This window comes from Cohnella sp. AR92, assembly GCF_003990975.1.
Classification (GTDB): domain Bacteria; phylum Bacillota; class Bacilli; order Paenibacillales; family Paenibacillaceae; genus Cohnella.
Genome location: NZ_RZJR01000012.1, coordinates 1 through 17,823, shown reverse-complemented (window position 1 = coordinate 17,823; position 17,823 = coordinate 1). Strand labels below are relative to the sequence as shown.

The 17,823-nt window shown below is 57.6% G+C and carries 18 protein-coding genes; 1 reads left to right on the top strand and 17 read right to left on the bottom strand.

All coding sequences use genetic code 11. The features are described 5' to 3' along the window. Window positions 1–7: 7 nt before the first annotated feature. From ELR57_RS19895 to ELR57_RS19840, 12 genes are all read right to left on the bottom strand, one after another. Entirely contained in the window at window positions 8–676 is a 669-nt protein-coding gene (locus ELR57_RS19895; protein WP_126960852.1) for a DUF6904 family protein, read from the bottom strand. A gap of 560 nt (window positions 677–1,236) precedes the next feature. After that, window positions 1,237–1,443, bottom strand: coding sequence for a hypothetical protein (locus ELR57_RS19890; protein ID WP_126960851.1), 207 nt, complete (start codon window positions 1,441–1,443; stop codon window positions 1,237–1,239). Between the two features lie 52 nt (window positions 1,444–1,495). Then, complete coding sequence (locus ELR57_RS19885; protein ID WP_126960850.1) at window positions 1,496–1,990, bottom strand: CYTH domain-containing protein; 495 nt, start codon at window positions 1,988–1,990, stop codon at window positions 1,496–1,498. 81 nt (window positions 1,991–2,071) lie between these two features. Continuing rightward, entirely contained in the window at window positions 2,072–3,085 is a 1,014-nt protein-coding gene (locus tag ELR57_RS19880) for a ThiF family adenylyltransferase (protein ID WP_126960849.1), read from the bottom strand. Between the two features lie 145 nt (window positions 3,086–3,230). Beyond that, window positions 3,231–3,650 (bottom strand): hypothetical protein, encoded by a 420-nt coding sequence (locus tag ELR57_RS19875; RefSeq protein ID WP_126960848.1) that lies wholly within the window; start codon window positions 3,648–3,650, stop codon window positions 3,231–3,233. A 104-nt stretch (window positions 3,651–3,754) separates the two neighbouring features. Then, window positions 3,755–4,312 (bottom strand): SLOG family protein, encoded by a 558-nt coding sequence (locus tag ELR57_RS19870; protein ID WP_126960847.1) that lies wholly within the window; start codon window positions 4,310–4,312, stop codon window positions 3,755–3,757. Window positions 4,313–4,408: 96 nt separating this feature from the next. Next, the gene (locus ELR57_RS19865) at window positions 4,409–4,861 is read right to left on the bottom strand and encodes a hypothetical protein (protein WP_126960846.1); all 453 of its coding nucleotides are present in this window, start codon (window positions 4,859–4,861) and stop codon (window positions 4,409–4,411) included. Between the two features lie 19 nt (window positions 4,862–4,880). Next, window positions 4,881–5,783, bottom strand: a complete 903-nt coding sequence (locus ELR57_RS19860; protein ID WP_126960845.1) for an ABC transporter ATP-binding protein — start codon at window positions 5,781–5,783, stop codon at window positions 4,881–4,883. Beyond that, window positions 5,770–6,768, bottom strand: a complete 999-nt coding sequence (locus tag ELR57_RS19855) for an ABC transporter ATP-binding protein (RefSeq protein ID WP_126960844.1) — start codon at window positions 6,766–6,768, stop codon at window positions 5,770–5,772. Before ELR57_RS19855 ends, ELR57_RS19860 begins: the two co-directional genes overlap by 14 nt. Window positions 6,769–6,788: 20 nt before the next feature. After that, window positions 6,789–7,634, bottom strand: a complete 846-nt coding sequence (locus ELR57_RS19850) for an ABC transporter permease (protein ID WP_126960843.1) — start codon at window positions 7,632–7,634, stop codon at window positions 6,789–6,791. Between the two features lie 4 nt (window positions 7,635–7,638). Further along, window positions 7,639–8,589 carry an ABC transporter permease gene (locus ELR57_RS19845; protein WP_126960842.1) on the bottom strand — a complete coding sequence of 317 codons (951 nt, stop codon included), beginning with the start codon at window positions 8,587–8,589 and terminating at the stop codon, window positions 7,639–7,641. 85 nt (window positions 8,590–8,674) lie between these two features. Further along, entirely contained in the window at window positions 8,675–10,297 is a 1,623-nt protein-coding gene (locus ELR57_RS19840) for an ABC transporter substrate-binding protein (protein ID WP_126960841.1), read from the bottom strand. Between the two features lie 183 nt (window positions 10,298–10,480). On the opposite strand from ELR57_RS19840, the gene ELR57_RS19835 reads away from it, so the two are divergent. Continuing rightward, window positions 10,481–10,948: a nucleoside deaminase gene (locus ELR57_RS19835; RefSeq protein ID WP_126960840.1), complete on the top strand. Its 468-nt coding sequence runs from the start codon at window positions 10,481–10,483 to the stop codon at window positions 10,946–10,948. A gap of 79 nt (window positions 10,949–11,027) precedes the next feature. Here ELR57_RS19835 and ELR57_RS19830 read toward each other — a convergent pair whose 3' ends face one another. The 5 genes from ELR57_RS19830 to ELR57_RS19810 all read right to left on the bottom strand — a co-directional run. Continuing rightward, on the bottom strand, window positions 11,028–14,039 hold the full coding sequence (locus ELR57_RS19830; RefSeq protein ID WP_126960839.1) for an endonuclease: 3,012 nt from the start codon (window positions 14,037–14,039) through the stop codon (window positions 11,028–11,030). 184 nt (window positions 14,040–14,223) lie between these two features. Further along, complete coding sequence (locus tag ELR57_RS19825; RefSeq protein WP_126960838.1) at window positions 14,224–15,639, bottom strand: DUF4179 domain-containing protein; 1,416 nt, start codon at window positions 15,637–15,639, stop codon at window positions 14,224–14,226. Beyond that, window positions 15,636–16,163, bottom strand: coding sequence for an RNA polymerase sigma factor (locus ELR57_RS19820; protein WP_126960837.1), 528 nt, complete (start codon window positions 16,161–16,163; stop codon window positions 15,636–15,638). The genes ELR57_RS19825 and ELR57_RS19820 overlap by 4 nt, the downstream gene beginning before the upstream one ends. Window positions 16,164–16,318: 155 nt before the next feature. Continuing rightward, the gene (locus tag ELR57_RS19815; RefSeq protein ID WP_126960836.1) at window positions 16,319–17,281 is read right to left on the bottom strand and encodes a CapA family protein; all 963 of its coding nucleotides are present in this window, start codon (window positions 17,279–17,281) and stop codon (window positions 16,319–16,321) included. Between the two features lie 271 nt (window positions 17,282–17,552). After that, window positions 17,553–17,823, bottom strand: a 271-nt coding sequence (locus ELR57_RS19810; protein ID WP_148125556.1) for an integrase core domain-containing protein, incomplete at its 5' end; no start/stop codon positions are given.

Genomic DNA, 17,823 nt, shown 5'->3' with positions numbered 1-17,823 from the left:
TCTCTCCTTACCAGAGAATATCTGATTCTTGCGGGTATTCCGCATTGATTCCGATCTCTTCCACGGAGCATTGATGCTGACGGGCCGCGTCGAGCACCGATTGCTTGAACTTGCGGTATTCCGAGCCTTGCTCGGCGATTTGCTTCGCGACGACCGGAAGGTTCTGCAGCCTCTTCTCGGCGGAGCTCAGCGCAAGATGCCGGCAGTTCAGCTCGTCCACGTATTGAACGATGAAGCTGTCTTCCAGGAAAGTCTGCGTTCCAAGCGCCTGGAAGGCCCTTGCGGCGGAGAAGTCCTTCACCGTCAAGCGCAGGCAATCGACGACCTGGCCTTGGAACTTGCGAATCGCCGCCACCGCGAGGTCCCACTCGGACGTCTTCGCGCTCCGGTACGATTGGCGAATGCAATTGTTCAGCGCCACCCACACGAAGATCGTCTCCGGCCAATAGGCTTTGACCGTTACGCTCTCGGTGTCTCGATCTCGCTGCGCTTGCAATTGATCGTTCAGACGATCATGCAATCCGACCACCCGGCTTCTGGCGGAGGCTAGCCCCGCAGGAGCGTTCTCTCCGTCTCCCGCCGCGACGCTGAAAGCGTTCAGCAGGGCGTCAAGCTCCGGGACCGTTCCCGTAAGGCTCAGTCCGGCGTGGTTCGGAGTGCTTTTTAACTGGATCATGGTTCAAACTCCCTTTGGTTAATTCCATTTGGTCTTCGATTATTTTACCACTAATTGCGGAAATAAAGATTCTCTATTTTACGGCGATTAACGGACATCTCTCGGTTCGTCTCGCGACCTGCTATCCCATCGACTCAGGACCGGCCTCTCGCCGCCGTTCATGCCCGTATTTCCCCAAACCGTTTATGTACCGCTATCCCATCCGCTCAGTTTGGATTCGCGCCGAGGTTCGCGAACCGCTATCCCCTTGGCTCAGATTGGATACCCCCAACCGTACGCGTACCGCTATCCCCCCGGCTCAGATCGCCTTCCCCGAGCAGTTCGTGTACCGCTATCCCATCCGCTCAGAACCTCGCCGCCTCCTGCGGAATTGCCGTTTCTGATCGAAAGGGATAATGGTTCATCGGGATGAATCACAAATAGGCCTCAACGTCCTTCAACACACAAACCCTTCACAGCGCGAAAGCGACGCTCTCGAATCAGCGATGCCGACAGGCGAGCTGCACAAGATCGACTCCGGTCACTCCGGTTGCACAAATCCCAAGAGCGGCGGAAGATTCTTATACGCCCGTACGCTTCTTCTGGTTGTTCGGCTTCTTCTTGATCTGGCTGGTCATCTTCTTCGTCGCCGTCGAATAGTGATCCGTGCTGCCCTTGGCCCCGTACTGGGCCTGCTTCTTCTGCTCGAGCTTCCGCTTCATCGCTTCGGCCAAGCTGATCTTCTTCGGTTCCGCCGATAGCTCGCCGCCTGCTTGTTTCTCTTCCATTCCTGTCTAACTCCCCTATCTTCCGTTTATCGAAACCCCGTCCTGCGGCTCCTTATTTCTGCTGAAGCTGCTTCCAAACCGTCTTGTTGCTGTATTGTTTCTCTGCGCCGATATCCTTGCCGAACCATTCCGGCGGCTCGAACGAGTTCGCTTCTTCCTCGGAGTCGAATTCGACCTCCACGACCGTCAGCTCGAGCTGATCGTAAACGTCGATCTCCACCACTTTGTCCCGCCATTCCGCCGTAATCCGGTTCTTCGTCAGCGGGACAGCCCCGAACGCGCGGGCGACCTGCTCGTAGATGCTTCCCGAGATGGAATATTCGACCTCTTCGCGGGTCATTCCGTTGCCCAGCTTGAACGTATGGGTGTATTCCATCTGCCCGGTCCGCACATCGGTAATCCGGCGGATCCGCAGCTCCTGGGTCTCGTCCATCGCGAGGTATGTCTGCTCGATTCTTTGTTCTTTGATTGGGCGAATCATGTTGTTCTCCACCAGCCAGGCCGGTGTCTGCTTCAGCAGGAATTTTCTCTCGATCTCCAGCGCCATTCCGCGTCGTCTCCTATGCCAACTTAATTGATTGTATTGTACGTGATGCCGGGGTCCCGGTCAAAAAAAACAGGTTCGTGCTCAATAGCCGATATAGCGAGCGTAAAGCGACTTAGCGCGGACGTAATCGGAGGTTCCCTGAACGAGCACTCTTCCCTCCGGGAATATCACCAGCCGCTCCCCTTCCGGCAGCTCGGCCCGAAGCAGATAAGGGTTCAGTTTGACGCTAACCGCGGCCGGCTCCAGCCTTCGCTTCCATTCCTCCAGATCGAACGGACGCTTACCCGCGATCTGGACCGACTCTCTGCCGCATAGCGAGAGCATCTCCTCCAACTGCGGCTCCTCAAGAGCGGGATAGCGCCCCTCCCCGCAGCAGGGACAAGTCTCGGAGGGCGAACCCAGCTTCATCTCAAAAATCTGGTTATGCCAAATATCAAGGCTGACCAAGCTGTGCCTTCGGGCAGCCTCGTCGCCCACCAGGAACTTCAACGCCTCCACCGCTTGATAAGACGCGACGATATCGACGATCGGCGCGATGACGCCGATCGTGTCGCAGGTCTCTCCGCCGCCGGCGGATCCCGGCATCAGGCATCGCAAGCAAGGCGTCGCGCCCGGAACAAGAATCGCGCTCATTCCGCGCGAGCTGACGGCTCCTCCATAGGCGAACGGGATTCCCCGCTTGAAGCAGGCATCGTTCAGCAGATAACGCGTCTGGAAGTTGTCCGTGCCGTCCAGCACGAGATCGATTCCGTCGAGCAGCTCCTCGACATTAATCGCCGTCACGTCCGCCACGATCGGATCGATCCGTACGGAGGAATTGGCCCGGCTCAGCTTCTCTCTCGCAGCGATCGCCTTCGGAGTTCCTTGCTCGGCATCCGCTTCGTCATAGAGCATCTGCCGCTGAAGGTTGCTCCTTTCCACGAAATCGCGGTCTACCAAGCGAACAAGGCCGACCCCCGCCCGCACCATATGGTTCGCCAGCACCGTGCCAAGCGCGCCCATCCCGACGATGCAAACCGCGCTGTTCGCCAGCTTGCGCTGGCCGCTCTCTCCGATCGGGGAGAATAGTATCTGACGGGAATAGCGTTCATCCATCCCTTTTCCACCTCGCATTTCTTCTATTATACCGACCAGCAAGGGGGAAGTGGCAACCTATATTGCGGGATAGGCGGATAGAAAAAAGAGAACCATCCGGATTCATCCGAATGGTCCCGCGTCATGGGCCGACGCCGTTCTATCCTTAGCGGGAGAATGCCGCTCTGGTTAAGTAGCTGTGCGAGTTCCGAAGCCGCTCCTTCATCAAACGATCCTGCTCGTATTCGTGGGCCACAGCTTCTTCGATTCGCGTAGAACATCCGACGCACAGCTTGCCGTGGCGAATGGGCACGGCACACAGATCGCAGGAATCCGAGAGGTTCGGTGCGTCATAGATCTTAATTCGGCCGCCGCGAATCCAGGCGCGAATCTGCCGAAGCGGAACCGAGGTGAGCGCGGAGAGCTGCTCATTGTTCAGGTTCCGGTTACGCCTGATCTCGCGGTCGATCGAGCTGATCAGCTCGTTCTCGCTGTCCGTGCAGGCTTGGCATAGGGGGCGAGGGCTCGCTGACTGATATAACTTTCCGCATCCGGGGCATTGAGCGACCACTGGTCCATTCCGCATAGGGAACCCTCCAACCAAATAGTTCTTATGGAGTGATCATAACACGGAGTCCCATTATTTTCATCTATCATTTCTACTATTATTAGGACTATTGTCGCTATATTTTAATCAAAATAACGAGATTCATTCTCCTCCGCGACGCTCTGGATCTCTTCCGCGCCGATCGAGAGATAGCGATAGCCGTCCTTCGCGTTCCGGCGCAGCGCCGCTTCTTTGAAGTACCTTGGGCTCGCTTCGCCCGAGTCTTCGTCATAAACGAGCAGAATGCCGTCCGACTTGCGCAGCAGAAGCTCGTCCCGGGCTTTGAATTGCCATACTCCGTTATAGGGCTGCTTGCTCACCGGCGCATGGAAGTCCACTTGCTTGAGCAGCTCGAAATAATACTCTTTGCGGTCGTCCTTCCACTTCTCTTCCGGGTTCGCGAAAGCCGTCATGATCGACAGCCTAAGCTCGGGGAACTGCTTTTTCAGCTCGATGACGACCTCGCACGCCCACAGATCCACTCCGTATTGGCCGGGCGTCAGCACCCATTCCAGGCCTTCTTCCGCCAGCGGAATCAGCTTGGCCGCTATCGCCTGTTTGATATAGGGGATTCCTTTGTGCTTCTGGCTGAAAATGCCGAGTTCGTGAGCCCGGTAGCCAGTAACGAGCAGATTCTTCATGGGTACTCCTTCAAGGACAGCTTTGGTTCTAAGCATACCATAAATAGAAAGGCCAACCCATCCGCAGGGTTGGCCTCCATCTTAATGTTAAAGCGGTTAGCGTTGAATCGGCTCGATCCGGTACGGACCGCTTGCGCCGCCCTCCGCTTCCGGCACGATTCTCCAGCCGTAAGACAGCACATCCCGGAGCCGCTCAAGCTGGGCAGGGGTCAGTTCCGCCAGCACGGCTTCCTGCCCTTCGTCCAGCACAAGCTGAGGCTCATAGCCGAAAGCCACCCAGATCCAGCTGCGGATGCCGCGCACGGTGTTGTACTTGATCTGGTATCCCTCGCGAACGGCTGCCCGGAATAACCCGGGTTCTTGTTTGGCGAAAGCCGCCAGATCCTCATAGTTGAACTGGAAGACGCTCTCGTCCTTCGGCAGCTCGGCGCCACGCTCGATTCTCTCGATGATCTCCTCGTTCGACCAGCCTAGCCCTCGAAGCGACTCGACCTGCAAAGCGTCCCATTGGGACAGCTTAATCCGCTGATTGGCTTCTTTGTCCGTCATCTCTCCCATTCCTCCTCGCTTAAGCTAAGGCCACGTAATGGCCCGGACTGACTTCCTTTAGCACGGCTTGCTCCAGACTCTCCGGGTCGGGCTTGAAGAGGACTCTCTCCCGGGTCGCATGCGGATCCGGAATCGGAATCGCCGACAGCAGCGCCCGGGTGTACGGATGCAGCGGATTCCCGTAGAGCTCGTCGCTCTCCGCTACCTCCACCAGCCGGCCGCGGTACATGACGCCGATCCGGTCGGAGATATGCCTCACCATCGAGAGATCGTGCGCGATGAAGAGGTACGTGAGGCCGAATTCGGCTTGCAGGTCCTCCAGCATGTTGACGACCTGGGCTTGAACGGAGACGTCGAGCGCCGAGATCGGCTCGTCGCAGACGACGAAGTCTGGTCTTACGGACAGGGCTCGCGCGATCGAGATGCGCTGGCGCTGTCCGCCGCTGAACTCATGGGGATAACGGTAGAGATGCTCCCGCTTGAGCCCCACCTTATCCAGCAGCGACAGAACGGCTTCCTTCCGCTCCTCGCCATTCGGATAGAGGCCGTGGATCGTCATCGGCTCCCCGATCAGCTCCAGCACGTTCATGCCCGGATTCAGCGAGGAATACGGATCCTGGAAGATCGATTGGATCCTCCGGCGATAGGGCTTCAGCGCTTTCTCGCCCAGCTTGGAGAGGTCCTGTCCGTCGAAGCGGACGCTTCCTTCCGTGTAATCGTAGAGCCTCAGAATGCTTCGGCCGACGGTCGATTTGCCGCTCCCGGATTCCCCGACGAGCCCGAACGTCTCGCCGCGGCGAATCTGGAAGCTGACTCCGTCGACCGCCTTCAGGAAGTCGTTCGGACGCCCCCAGACATCCCGGCTCTTCACGAAGTGCTTCTTCAACCCTTGGACGTCCACCAGAATGTTACTGTCCGCCATTCGCCGCGCCTCCTTCCTCGTTCTCGTTCAGCCAGCACATCGAACGATGGCCTTCGCCGATCGCGAAGTGCGGCGGAAGCTGCGAGCACTTCGCCATCGCATGCGGGCACCGCTCCTGGAACGGACAGCCGGGAGGCGGGTCCAGCAGGTCGGGCGGCGTCCCTTCGATCGGAACGAGCCGCTCGCGCGAGCCGGCCTTGCGCTCCGGAAGGGAGCGCAGCAGCCCTTGGGTATAAGGATGCTTAGGACGGTAGAAAATGTCCTCAACCGTTCCTTCTTCCATGACCATGCCGCCGTACATGACGATCACGCGGCTGCAGACCTGCGCGACGACGCCGAGATCATGGGTGATCAAGGCGACCGAAGCGCTGGATTTCGTCTTCAGCTCCTGGAGCAGATCCAGAATCTGCGCCTGGATCGTCACGTCGAGCGCGGTCGTCGGCTCGTCGGCGATAAGCAGCTCCGGCTGGCAGGAGAGCGCCATCGCGATCATGACGCGCTGGCGCATGCCGCCGCTGAATTCGTGCGGGTATTGCGCGACCCGGCGTTCCGGCTCCGTGATGCCGACCTGGCGAAGCATCTCGATCGCTTCCTTCAGCGCCTCCGCCTTGCCGAGATGGCGGTGGCGGCGGATGATCTCGGTCATCTGATCCCCGATCTTCTTGACCGGGTTGAGGGACGTCATCGGATCCTGGAACACCATCGCGATCCGATTGCCGCGGACGCGGCGCCATTGCTTCTCGGATAACTCCCGGATCGATTCGCCGTCAAAGCGAATGTCGCCGCCGGCGATCTCGCCCGGAGGCGGGATCAGAGCCATGATCGCCTTCGCGGTCACGCTCTTGCCGCTGCCGGACTCGCCGACGATGCCGATCGTTTCTCCTTTGTCGATGTGGAAGGAGACCCCTCGCACCGCTTTATTTTCCCCGTCGCGGGTGTGGAAGCTGACTTGCAGATTATCTACCGTAAGCAGTCGGTCTGCCATGATTCGTAACCTCCTCTCGCTTATCTCTTGGTGAGCTTAGGCTCGAAGCCGACGCGCAGAATGTCTCCCAGAATGTTGAAGCTGAGCACCGTCAGCAGGATGAAGCCGCCTGGGAAGAGCGCCATGTAAGGAGCTTGGGCGATAAAGCCCTGAGCGCTGTTCAGCATGCTGCCCCAAGTCGCGTTCGGCGCTTGAACCCCGAAGCCGAGGAAGCTGAGCGACGATTCCATCATGATCGCGGACGCGACGTTGTTCGTAGCGGCGACGATGATGACGGGCACGAGGCTTGGAAGCACGTGGCGAACGATGATGCCCCAGTTGCTCTGTCCGGACGCCTTCGCGTAAAGCACGAATTCGCGCTCGCGGATCGACAGCGTCTCCGCCCGGATGATCCGGGACATGTTCATCCACATGAGCAGGCCGATGATCAACACGATGCTGCCGAGTCCCGGCTTCAGGAAGACGCTGAGCAGAAGCATGACCAGGAAGGTCGGAATGGACAAAATAACCTCAAGAAGGCGCATGAGCAGATTGTCGAGCCAACCCCCGAAGTAGCCGCTGACGACGCCGACGAGGACGCCGATCGTCGTGGCCAGAATCATGGCGGAGAAGCCGACCATCAGGGAGACCCGTCCGCCGTACAAGGCCCGGGTGAAGTAATCGCGCCCGTAATCGTCCGTGCCGAACCAGTGGCCGGCATTCGGACTTTGCAGGCGCTCAAGAGCGTTAAGCGCGTTAGGGTCGTAAGGGGACACGAACGCGAAGACGGAGCCCAAGATGAAGATTAGGAGAATCGCCAGCGAGACGATTCCCATAGGGTTCCGAACGAGCTCGCGGCCGACGTTGCGCCATTTGGTCCGATTCATGGGATCACCTCGCTCCTTTGATTCTCGGATCGGCGAATCCGTACAGGACGTCCGCGATTAGGTTGCCGATAATGAGGAAAAGCGCGGAGAACAGCGTAATCCCCATAATGACGGGATAATCCATGCCCTTGACCGCCGTCATGCCGAGCGAACCGATGCCCGGCCACGAGAAGACGGTCTCCGTCACGATCGCTCCCGTCACCAGATCCGCCATCGACATGCCCAGAAGCGTGATGACCGGCAGAAGCACGTGCTTCATCACATGGCGGAAGACGATCGTCTTCTTGGACGAGCCGAAGGCGTACTGAATCTGAACGTATTCTTCCTTCAGTTGCCCGATCGTGCTGGAGCGAATGTAACGGACGTAGGTCGACAGGAATCCGAACGCGAGCACGACGCAGGGCAGGATGCCATGCTTGATCACGTCGCTGGCGGAATCGACGCCGATCGACCGCATGCCCATGCTGGGCAGCCAATGAAGATGAATGGCGAAGAAATAGATCAGCAGGATCGCAAGCCAGAATAACGGAACGGAAATGCCGATATAGGAAAATAAATTGATCAGTTTGTCCGGCCAGCGGTCGCGGTTCGAGCCTGCGGCGAGGCCGAGAGGAATCGCCAGCAGCACGGCTAGAGCGATGGAGCAGCCCATTAGCCCCGCGGTTGCAGGAAGGCGCTCCAGAATCTGATCCATGACGGGCTGATGGTTCACGAGCGAATACCCCAGGTTGCCCTGGAACAGCTCCTTAAGCCAGAGCCAATATTGAACGTAGGCGGGCTTATCCAGGCCCAGGTTGTGCCGGATGCGCTCGATATCCTCCGCATGCATGTTCGGCGTTACGAACGACAGCACCGGATCACCCGGCGCCATCTTGATGAGGGCGAAGCAGGCGATCGATACGAAGAACAAGAGCGGGATCGTCTGCAGCAGGCGCTTGGCGATAAGCTGTCTCATATAGAAGGTCTCCTATGCCTTTAATGCAAAAAATAAGCTGGTCGCGGCCAGCTTATTTTTTGGCCTTGCTCGTATTTCCTTGCTCTTATCTCAGGTACAGCTTGGACGGATCCTCGAAGATCACGACCGGCTTCAGAACGGCTTCGTCCAGTCCGCCGAACTTCTTGTCGATGGCGACGATGGTCTTCGTATAAGCGGCCGGGTAGATGACCGCATCCTGCGCGATGATCTCTTGCAGCTGCTTGTAGATCTCGCCGCGCTTGGCTGCGTCGGCTTCGCCGGCGCCTTGGTCGAACAGCTTGTCGACCTCTTCGTTCTTGTACTTCGCGTAGTTCGAGTTCGCGGTCGATTGATACAGAATGCGGTAGGCATCCGGGTCATAGCCCATGATGTAGCCGGCATAGCTCAGCTCATAGTCCTTGGCGTTCAGGTCCACGAACTTCTGCCCGTATGCGGAAGCGTCCAGGCTCTGCAGTTCGACCGTAATGCCGACATCCTTCAGCTTCTGCTGAACGTACAGGGCAGCCGATTCTTGAGCCTTGTTGCCGCTCGATACGATGAAGCGGAGCTTCAGGTTGGAGACGCCGGCGGATGCCAGCAGTTCCTTCGCCTTGTTCACGTCATTGTCGTAAGACGTGACGTCGTTCGTGAAGAACAAGCCGTCCGGAGTCTCGAAGGACTTCGCCGGATCCGCGTAATCCGCCGAACCGTAAACGAATTGGATCAATTCCTCGCGATTAAGCGCGTAGGAGATCGCTTGGCGGACTTCCTTCTTCGCCAGGGCGCCGGTGTCGCTGTTCTCGTTGAAGAGCAGGTACGCCAGGCGGCCTTCGCTGTATGCCTCGATATCGAACTTGCCCGTGCTCTCGATCGTGGAGACGTCCTGCGGGTCGAGATACTTCACGTTGATCTCGCCGTTCTGCAGGGCGAGGTTGGCGGCGTTCGCGTCCTTCGCGATGCGGTACGTGATCGAATCCAGGTGAGCCTTGCCGCCGAAGTAGTTATCGAAGCGTTCCAGCGTCACGTACTCGCCGGTCTTGTATTCCTTGAACTTGAACGCGCCGGAACCGACCGGAGCGTTGTTCTTCGCGCTCTTCTCGATGTTCGCTTCGTTCTCGAAGACGTGCTTCGGAATCGGAGTCAGCTGAACGAGAGTCGCTTCGAATGCCGGGTTGACCTGCGGGAGCTTGAATTCGACGGTCGTGTCGTCCACCTTAACGGCTTGAACCGGCTTGCCTCCGATGATCAGGTTCTCGCGGAACATGCTGTTCTGCGATTCGTCGAGAATCTTATCGAAGGTGAACACCACGTCGTCCGCCGTCAGCGGCTGGCCGTCATGCCAGGTAAGGCCGCTCTTCAGCTTCAGCGTGTACGTCAGGTTATCGGCGGATGGCTCCAGGCTGTCCGCCAGGTAGAACGTCTTCTTGCCGTTGTTCACTTGGAACAGCGGCGCGTACAGCGCTTGGTCGATCGTCAGGCTGACGCGGTCTCCCGCATAGATCGGGTTCAAGATGACGGGGTCGGCCCCGACGGCTATAATAAGATTTCCTCCGTCTTTGGCCTCGCCGCTAGCCGCCGCGGACTCGGAAGCTCCGGCCGATGCGGAAGGCGATGCCGAATTGCCGGCGTTGTTATTGTTGCCTCCGCAAGCGCTGACGATCAACGCTAGAACGAGGAGAGTAAGTAAAGTAAACCAACTTTTGCGCATAACCGATTCCTCCAATGACTGTTCTTTTCCGTAATGTTGTAATAGTACATTGGAGTACTCGGAATTGCAATAGGTACTATTTTACTATGTTTTGCTTCCCTAACTTCGCTTAAACGTTGGACATTCATGAGATGCCTTGTTATAACTGTCATAAAGATTTAGAAGGAAGGTGGCAAAAAAAGGATGAGGCAAGACGAAATTTTCATGAAGGAAGCCATTCGGCTCTCTCGGCTTGCCGTTGAGCATGGGAACGAGCCTTTTGGCGCCGTGCTGGTTAAAGACGGCGAAATCGTATACAGCAACGAGAACCAGATCTACACGGCGACCGATCCGACATTCCATGCGGAAGCCGGCTTGCTGCGGAGATTCTGCGCGGAGACGCGTATCACCGATCTGCAGGATTATACGTTATATTCTAGCTGCGAGCCCTGTTTTATGTGTTCCGGCGCGATGGTTTGGACCAAGCTGGGGCGACTCGTTTATGCGGCCAGCGATATCGATCTATGCAAGCTTCTAGACGAGCAGGGAAGCCATGCTTCTCAGCTCGTGTTCGAGAACTCCCACCATAAACCTAAAGTGACTGCCGGCCTCTTGCGGGAAGAAAGCCTAAAGATCTTGTCGGACTATTTTCCTCGCAACCATAAAGGCTAACGGACCCCAAAGCCTAACGAAAAGAAACCTCTCCCGCTAAGGGAAAGGTTTCTTTGTTTATTCGCCTGCCTTCGCCACATCAATGAGTGACCGTCACCGTGATCGCGTCGCTGACGGTAATGCCGGCGGCATTGATCCATTCGGCGCGGTATTCGTACGTTCCCGGTGCCCGGCCTTCGATGGCCGTCCCGGCTTGCTGGCCGCCCGGAGTCGCATCGGTCAGCGCTTGGTCGTCTACTAGGACGCCGTTCTCATAAAGCTTGTACTCGCTTCCGTTGGTGCCCCACCACAGGTTCGCCCAGATCGTGTAGTTGCCGTCTCCGTCCCAATTGTTCTGGGACAGAACCGGCTTGCCCGGGTTGGCGTCCGTTACCGTCACCGTATGGGAATCGCATGCCGTCGAGCCGAACACGTTAATAAGCTCGCACGTATAGACGTACGTCCCGTTCGGCTTGCCCGAGATGTCGATGGAGACATGCTGTCCCGAAGGAGTCGCATCGGTCAACGGAACGTCCGCGATCAGCTTCCCGTTCTCGTATAGCTTGTACTCCGAACCGTTATTGCCCCACCATAGGTCCATCGTCACGGCATAGCTGCCGTCCCGAAGGCCGTTATCGAAGCCGTTGTTGTCCGTGAGAACCGGTTTGCCGGGAGCCGCGCCGGCGAGCGGCTGCACGACCGTAATCTTGACGGGATTCGTGACGAGCGTCACCGATCCCAGCGTCACGGAAGCCGTGACTTCCGCCGTCCCCTCTTGCACGGCCTTCAGGCTGCCTTGCCCGTCTACCGTGACCGAAGGATCGCTGCTGGAGTATGCGATGCTCGCGGAAGACAGGTCGACGGCGGTTCCGTCGCTAAGCTCCGCGCTAACCTGAACGCTTCCCGTATCGCCGACCTTCAGGAGCGTCGTGCCGGAAGACAGCGTCGCGCTGCCGAGCACCGGACGGTAGGTGAAATCGCTCAGTCCGAGCGGCTTCAACTGGTAGAGTCCCTTGAAGACGGCGGATACCCCTTGGATGTCCACGACTTGACCTTCCTTATAGGGGAAAGTCGAAAGCGAGAGACCCGTGCGGGTATCGACGCGGACATGGTTCGTTCCGTCCTCGTTAACCGCGTCGAATTCGAAGGAGCCGGCAGGGCTTGCCGTTACGATATTCGTGATCTTCGCATTGGAGATGCTGACCAGCTGTCCTTGATTGCCGGCGTCGACGAACGTTACCGGCTTGACGTCCGGCAGCGCAGCGGTGCCCGTCTTCTCGATCGAAGCGATATCGGAGAGCTCCAGCTCCGTGTTGTACAAGGCCAAGCTGCCTTTGATCTTCAACTTGTCTCCCTTATGGTAACCGAACGCGGTCTGGTAAATATAAAGTCCGCCCGTGCCGTCCTGCAGATAGAACGTTTGCCCTCCGAACGCTCCCGGTTCCGTCGTAACGACGCCTTCCACGATGACGGAAGCGCCTTCCGCCTTGGCTCTCGCTTCGGCGATGGTAATCGGATCGTTGATGCCCGGGCTGGAGGCGCTCGAGATCGTGACCGTGTTCGTCAGCAGATTCGTGCTGTTCTGGCGAAGCCTTAGGCTAGCCGACGTTCCGTTCGCCACCGTCGGATTGATCTGGACGTTGAGCTGCTTGGAAGCCGAACCCGCGCTGTCCGTCGTCACGCTGAACGAAGCGCTGTACCCGTAGCTCGACGGCCATGTGCCGTCGGCATTCTGGATCTTGCCGACCTGGGTTCCGCCCGTCAGATAGACGCCGATCTGGAAGCCCGACACCGTCGAGTTCGCCGGCAGGTTGGTGAAGTTGACGCGAATCTGCGTCGGAGCTGTCGTGGACAGCGACGCAGGGGTCGTGAAGCTGTATGCCGGAGTTCCCGTCACCGTCGCTCCGCCGTAGGAGCCCGGCTTGAACGTCGAACGGTCATACCATAGGTATCCGGCATTCGGAGCCGCCCAAGGCTCCGCCTGGGGTTCCGTCGAATACGCCGGCTGCTCGTAGGAATACAGCGCGGTCGGTTGATCCAACTGCAGCCCCGGCACTTGGTCGAAGGCGGTATAGCTTTCTTGCTCCGACAGCCAGTTCACCAGATTGACGAGCAGAACGCCGTCGTCCAGCTCCTTGAAGCCGTCGTACGTCGTTTTCTTCGCGCCCGTATCTTCGCGCAGGTACTTCGGGGTGATGTCCTCCACGGGGGACGAGTCGCCGATAAAGGCCGCCTTGCCCGCGCCCAGCTTGGAGACGGCCACGTACGGGCCTTCCGCTACGCCGCCGCCGTTGTATACGCCTTGGTCGACCGCGCTGGCCCACGACTCGTTCGTCTGCGGAACGTACACGATGCCCTTCGCCTTGGTCGGATCGACGATCGCCAAGGTCGAGCCCGCGTGCATCGCGACGCCGGATACTCCCTCGGTAATGCCGAAGGCTTGCGACGGCGCGACGATGTTGTTGGCGTTCAGATCGCCAAGCGCGTTATAGCGGAAGCGGATGCCGAAGTTGTCCGCCAGCCAATCGGAGCTGGCGACGTCTTGCATCGCGCCGGAAGCGGCTTCCCCGGCGTCCATGCCCTTGGCCGGGTTGTCCCAGGCGCCGCGGCGATAGCCGTTGATGCTCTCCGAGCCGTCCCAGCGGTTCTTGTTGCGGTCGGCGTTATAATGGTCGCCGATGAAGAAGATGCTGCCGCCTTGCTCGACATACTGCTTCATGGCGGCCTGCTCGCTCGTCTTGAACGGAATGTTAGGCTCCGCGACGACGAATACGTCGTAATCCGCCAAGTCATCGTAAGTAAAAGGAGTTGCCTTGCGAAGCTCCTTCACGTAGAAGCCGTCGCCGGCCAGCGCGTTGCCGAAGTCCGAGAAGCCGCCGTCGATGACCCAATCCGCCGCTCCCGACGTCTGGGCATGCGTGTTGTCGAACAGCACTTTTTTGCCCGCGTTCCCGTTCGTGACCTTAGCGTTGATAAACGGCGCCGGATCGGATGGCCCTTCGGCCGATGCGGACGGCAGTACCGAGCTGAGGCCGATCGGCCCCGGCAGCAGGATCGTCAATGCTAGTCCCAGCTTCGCCCAACCTAACTTCCGTTTTGACACGTTCTTCATTATTCTCCTCCTCAGCCTATGAAATAGAAAATTCCCCCTCAGTCTACCACTTCGAAAATACAAAAAGAGTAGAACTTTGTAATTTCTAGGTAAAACCTTAAATTATTCATTCCGATGGGAGGTTCCAACTGTTATTCGACGACAAAAAAGAGACTCTCGGGGATCGAGAGTCTCTTCTTTTCTCTTACTGTTGCCGTTGTTCGATCGGAATAGCGAGTTCCAAGCCGGGAATCGGACGTACATTAGCTGCCCCGACACGAATAGCTCGAATGCTGTATTTGGATGGATCGTCAAGATGAGCGATTTCGCCGCGGAAAGAATACGCTTCGTCTGCAAGCCTGATTCTCTCTTCCGGAAATAGCGAGACGGTGCTCATTCCCCACTCATTAACGACAACCCACGCGATTCCTTGATAAGGGTAATCTCCCTTCACGACGTAATCGATCGTTGTCTTAACCCGGCCAAGATCAATTCGACGGAATTCAATGCTGGCTGATTCCCCCAGTTCCACCGTGAAAGGTGTCTTCTTCGTAATCGGTATATCCACTGTTTGTTCTGTCTTTCCTCCCGAATAGCTCCCATCGCCGTTGCTGGTCAACTTGTTGGTACTTTCGACCACGGACAATCGAAGCTCTTTGGCATCGGGATTTACCATATCGTATTCGGCGGTATAACGAATCGGCCCTTCGTTTACCCTTACTCCGGACATTCCCTGCTGCGGCAGTTCGTTCCCTAGTTCGTCAAAAACCCGATAATTAAAGGACTTTACCTGCCTACTCTCGCCTTTCGGCAAGGTTTCTGCCCTGTTTCTCTCTCCCTGTTCCCGCAGGTCCATCGTTGGGTCGGCAATCTCAAAGGTCAGCTTAGCCGTCAAAGGGCTGACCGAGAGTCCCGTAACGGTAAGATCGATTCCTTCCCCGCTAGCCTTTAGAGGAGGATCGTACACCACCTCTCTCACGTTCTTCGTCCAATCTTGAACCGTCGTGCGGAACACCCAATTTCCATAAATTTTCTCCTGTTGGTCGCCGCGCGAGTCCACGACATTGTTCACCTGAAGCTCCAGCTCGAAGACGCCCGAGGGATGGCCAAGGAGATCGGAGAAGATGACTAACGTCTCGTTCTTTCTGTCATCTTCCATCTGAGTAACTGCTTTGGCGCTCACGCCGTTGATATGAAGCATGCCGGGGCTCGGCTTGATCTGGATTCCCGGTGCATGCCGGAACCCCGCCGCCAGCTTCGTTCCGTCATAGATGACCCGGTTCAGAGTCAGCTCGATCCCCTGATCGACGACCGTTTGCCCCTTGCTAATCGAACCGCTGCCCGCCGTAGTAAAAGCCCAATCTCCCCCCGCCAACTGTCGAAGCCAGTTCGATGTCGCCGTAGTCGACAGCGCCGCAGTCACGATTATCGCAACAAGCGCGACAACGCTCACTCCAAGTCGCCATTGCCTTCCCCTTGCATAACGCCTGCGATCCTCGGCAAGCTCGGGAAGCGAGGCATAGAGCCGGTCCATCTTCTCCCGGACGATCGGAGGAATCGTCTCCGGCTCGTGCGACAAGGCTTGCTTGAGGCGCATATCTTCATCGATCCACTCGTTCATGAGTATCCGACTCCCCTCTCTCTTCCCTCCCAGTTCAGCGAGGCCAACAGCTCCCGGGCGCGATGAAGACGCGACTTCACCGTTCCTTCCGGCAGGCTGAGCTGTTCCGCTATCTCCTTGACCGTCAGATCGCCGTAATAATACAGCCGGATTACGGTCCGAAGCGGAGCCTCCAGCCGATCGACCATCTCCCGAATCTCCATGACTACGTAGCCGGCTTCGTTGACCTGCGGATCCATCCCGTCCGTAAGCGGAACGTAGACCTTGCGGGACTGAAGCATTCTTTTGCACTCGTTTATATGTATCCGGACGAGCCAGGTTTTGAAGTACGCCGGCTCCTTCAGTCCCGAGAGAGAACGGTAAGCGCGAAGAACCGTCTCCTGCATCGCGTCGGCGCAGTCCTCGTCTCCATGGAAGAACGCCTTCGCCGTCTGGTACAAGACCGTCTCGAACGATCTCATCAATCGAACGAATGCCGACTGATCGCCTTTCTGCGCTTGCTTAACATCGTCAATCCACTCCAATGCCGCCCCTCCTTCTCTCCGCTTTTTTCTAATTATTAGACCCGGGTCTTGACCGAACGGTTCGCACGATTGGAAAAATATATCGAATCGATTGGCCGACGCGCAAAAAAGCAGCCCGTCGAGCGGGCTGCCGGAATTGGAGGAGGGGAGTGGGGCTAGCGGGAAACACGGGCAACGCGATAAATTCCATCGGATCCTCTTCGAACCTTCGTCCGGATCCTTCTGACCTTCGATACATTCGCATCCGTCCGCCCGTTCTTCGAGACGGTCAGCTCCAGTATCATGCCGGTGATCGAATCCTCACGGCCGCGAAGCTTCTTCGACACGAAGTTGCCGAGCGAGGAGCCGGTTACCCGGGTGAGAAGCCGGCCGTCCCGGTCGCGGCTGCGAACGACATGAACCGGATGGAGGACGTGGGGATGCGCCCCGACGACGACGTTCGCCCCTTGATAGAGAAGATCGTTCATCAGCTTCTTCTCTCGCTTGTTCGGGTAGGTCCGGAATTCCGTTCCAAAATGCAAATAAACGATGATGAAGTCGGTCTTGGCCCGAAGCTTTCGGATCATCGACGAGATTCTTGCCGCCGTGCCGATCTTGTTCACCATCCAGGGCTGCGGAACGGGGATCGAGTTCGTCCCCCTCGTGTACGAGAGGATGCCGATCTTCATCCCCTTCGCGTTCACGATCAGCGGCGCCCCCGCCCCTTGCGCGGTTCGGTACGTGCCGGTATGCTTCAAGCCGTGCCGGTTCAGAACGCCAAGCGTCCGTTTAAGGCCGCTTGCCCCTCCATCCATGCTGTGATTGTTCGCGGTAACCATAACGTTGAACCCGGCGGCCTTCAGCGCGGAGGCCAGCTCATCCGGGCAGTTGAACCGCGGGTATCCGGTCCTCGGGTGGACGGACTCCGTCGGATAACCGCTCGCTTTCACCCCGGGTCCTCGGTAGCCGGAGAACGTCGTCTCCAGGTTGCCGATGGTCACGTCCGGACTCTTCAGGTACGGCCGAACCTTCCGCAGAAGCGAGTGGAACTCGAAGCGTCCGCCTTTGCGGCGAGCCGACGCGATGACGGGCCGCTTCATGAGGAAGTCCCCTACGATGGCGATCTTAACGTTGGCCAAGACATTCGCTCCTCTCTTCGGTGTGACTAGCGTATTCATGTCCAGCTCCGGCGGTCACACCCTAGGTGAAAAAGCGTAGGAGCGCGACTCATCGCTAGAGGTGCATGCTGGGAAGTTAAGTTCAGAGCTGCGAACCGCCATTCGTGCGCCGTTATTGAACAAAGTTCAATAACTCGGAGCCGGGGACCGCCATTCGTGCGCCGTTATTGAACAAACTTACTCGGAGCCGGGGACCGCCATTTGTACCTCTGTCAAGAAAGTGGACACAACTTTACGCTCCCTGGAGTTGCTCGTAGTACTTTTTCTCGCAAGCATGTGGAGTTAAGTAGCTAATGGTCGAGTGGATGCGAATGCGGTTGTACTCTAACTCGATGTACTCGTAAATGGCATCATAGGCTTGTTTACGAGTTCTAAATTTGGTTTGGTAAATGAGCTCTTTCTTTATCACACTATGAAATGCCTCAATACAGGCATTGTCATAGCAATTCCCTTTTCGGCTCATGCTGCCTATCATGTTGTTTTTCGTTAACCGTTCCCGGTAC

Bases quoted from the DNA above. Each gene is read 5' to 3' on its own strand.
- ELR57_RS19895 (WP_126960852.1), bottom strand. From the start codon at position 676: ATGATCCAGTTAAAAAGCACTCCGAACCACGCCGGACTGAGCCTTACG.
- ELR57_RS19830 (WP_126960839.1), bottom strand. From the start codon at position 14,039: ATGAAGAACGTGTCAAAACGGAAGTTAGGTTGGGCGAAGCTGGGACTA.
- ELR57_RS19825 (WP_126960838.1), bottom strand. From the start codon at position 15,639: ATGAACGAGTGGATCGATGAAGATATGCGCCTCAAGCAAGCCTTGTCG.
- ELR57_RS19875 (WP_126960848.1), bottom strand. From the start codon at position 3,650: ATGCGGAATGGACCAGTGGTCGCTCAATGCCCCGGATGCGGAAAGTTA.
- ELR57_RS19885 (WP_126960850.1), bottom strand. From the start codon at position 1,990: ATGGCGCTGGAGATCGAGAGAAAATTCCTGCTGAAGCAGACACCGGCC.
- ELR57_RS19845 (WP_126960842.1), bottom strand. From the start codon at position 8,589: ATGAGACAGCTTATCGCCAAGCGCCTGCTGCAGACGATCCCGCTCTTG.
- ELR57_RS19880 (WP_126960849.1), bottom strand. From the start codon at position 3,085: ATGGATGAACGCTATTCCCGTCAGATACTATTCTCCCCGATCGGAGAG.
- ELR57_RS19855 (WP_126960844.1), bottom strand. From the start codon at position 6,768: ATGGCAGACCGACTGCTTACGGTAGATAATCTGCAAGTCAGCTTCCAC.
- ELR57_RS19865 (WP_126960846.1), bottom strand. From the start codon at position 4,861: ATGACGGACAAAGAAGCCAATCAGCGGATTAAGCTGTCCCAATGGGAC.
- ELR57_RS19890 (WP_126960851.1), bottom strand. From the start codon at position 1,443: ATGGAAGAGAAACAAGCAGGCGGCGAGCTATCGGCGGAACCGAAGAAG.
- ELR57_RS19870 (WP_126960847.1), bottom strand. From the start codon at position 4,312: ATGAAGAATCTGCTCGTTACTGGCTACCGGGCTCACGAACTCGGCATT.
- ELR57_RS19850 (WP_126960843.1), bottom strand. From the start codon at position 7,634: ATGAATCGGACCAAATGGCGCAACGTCGGCCGCGAGCTCGTTCGGAAC.
- ELR57_RS19860 (WP_126960845.1), bottom strand. From the start codon at position 5,783: ATGGCGGACAGTAACATTCTGGTGGACGTCCAAGGGTTGAAGAAGCAC.
- ELR57_RS19840 (WP_126960841.1), bottom strand. From the start codon at position 10,297: ATGCGCAAAAGTTGGTTTACTTTACTTACTCTCCTCGTTCTAGCGTTG.
- ELR57_RS19835 (WP_126960840.1), top strand. From the start codon at position 10,481: ATGAGGCAAGACGAAATTTTCATGAAGGAAGCCATTCGGCTCTCTCGG.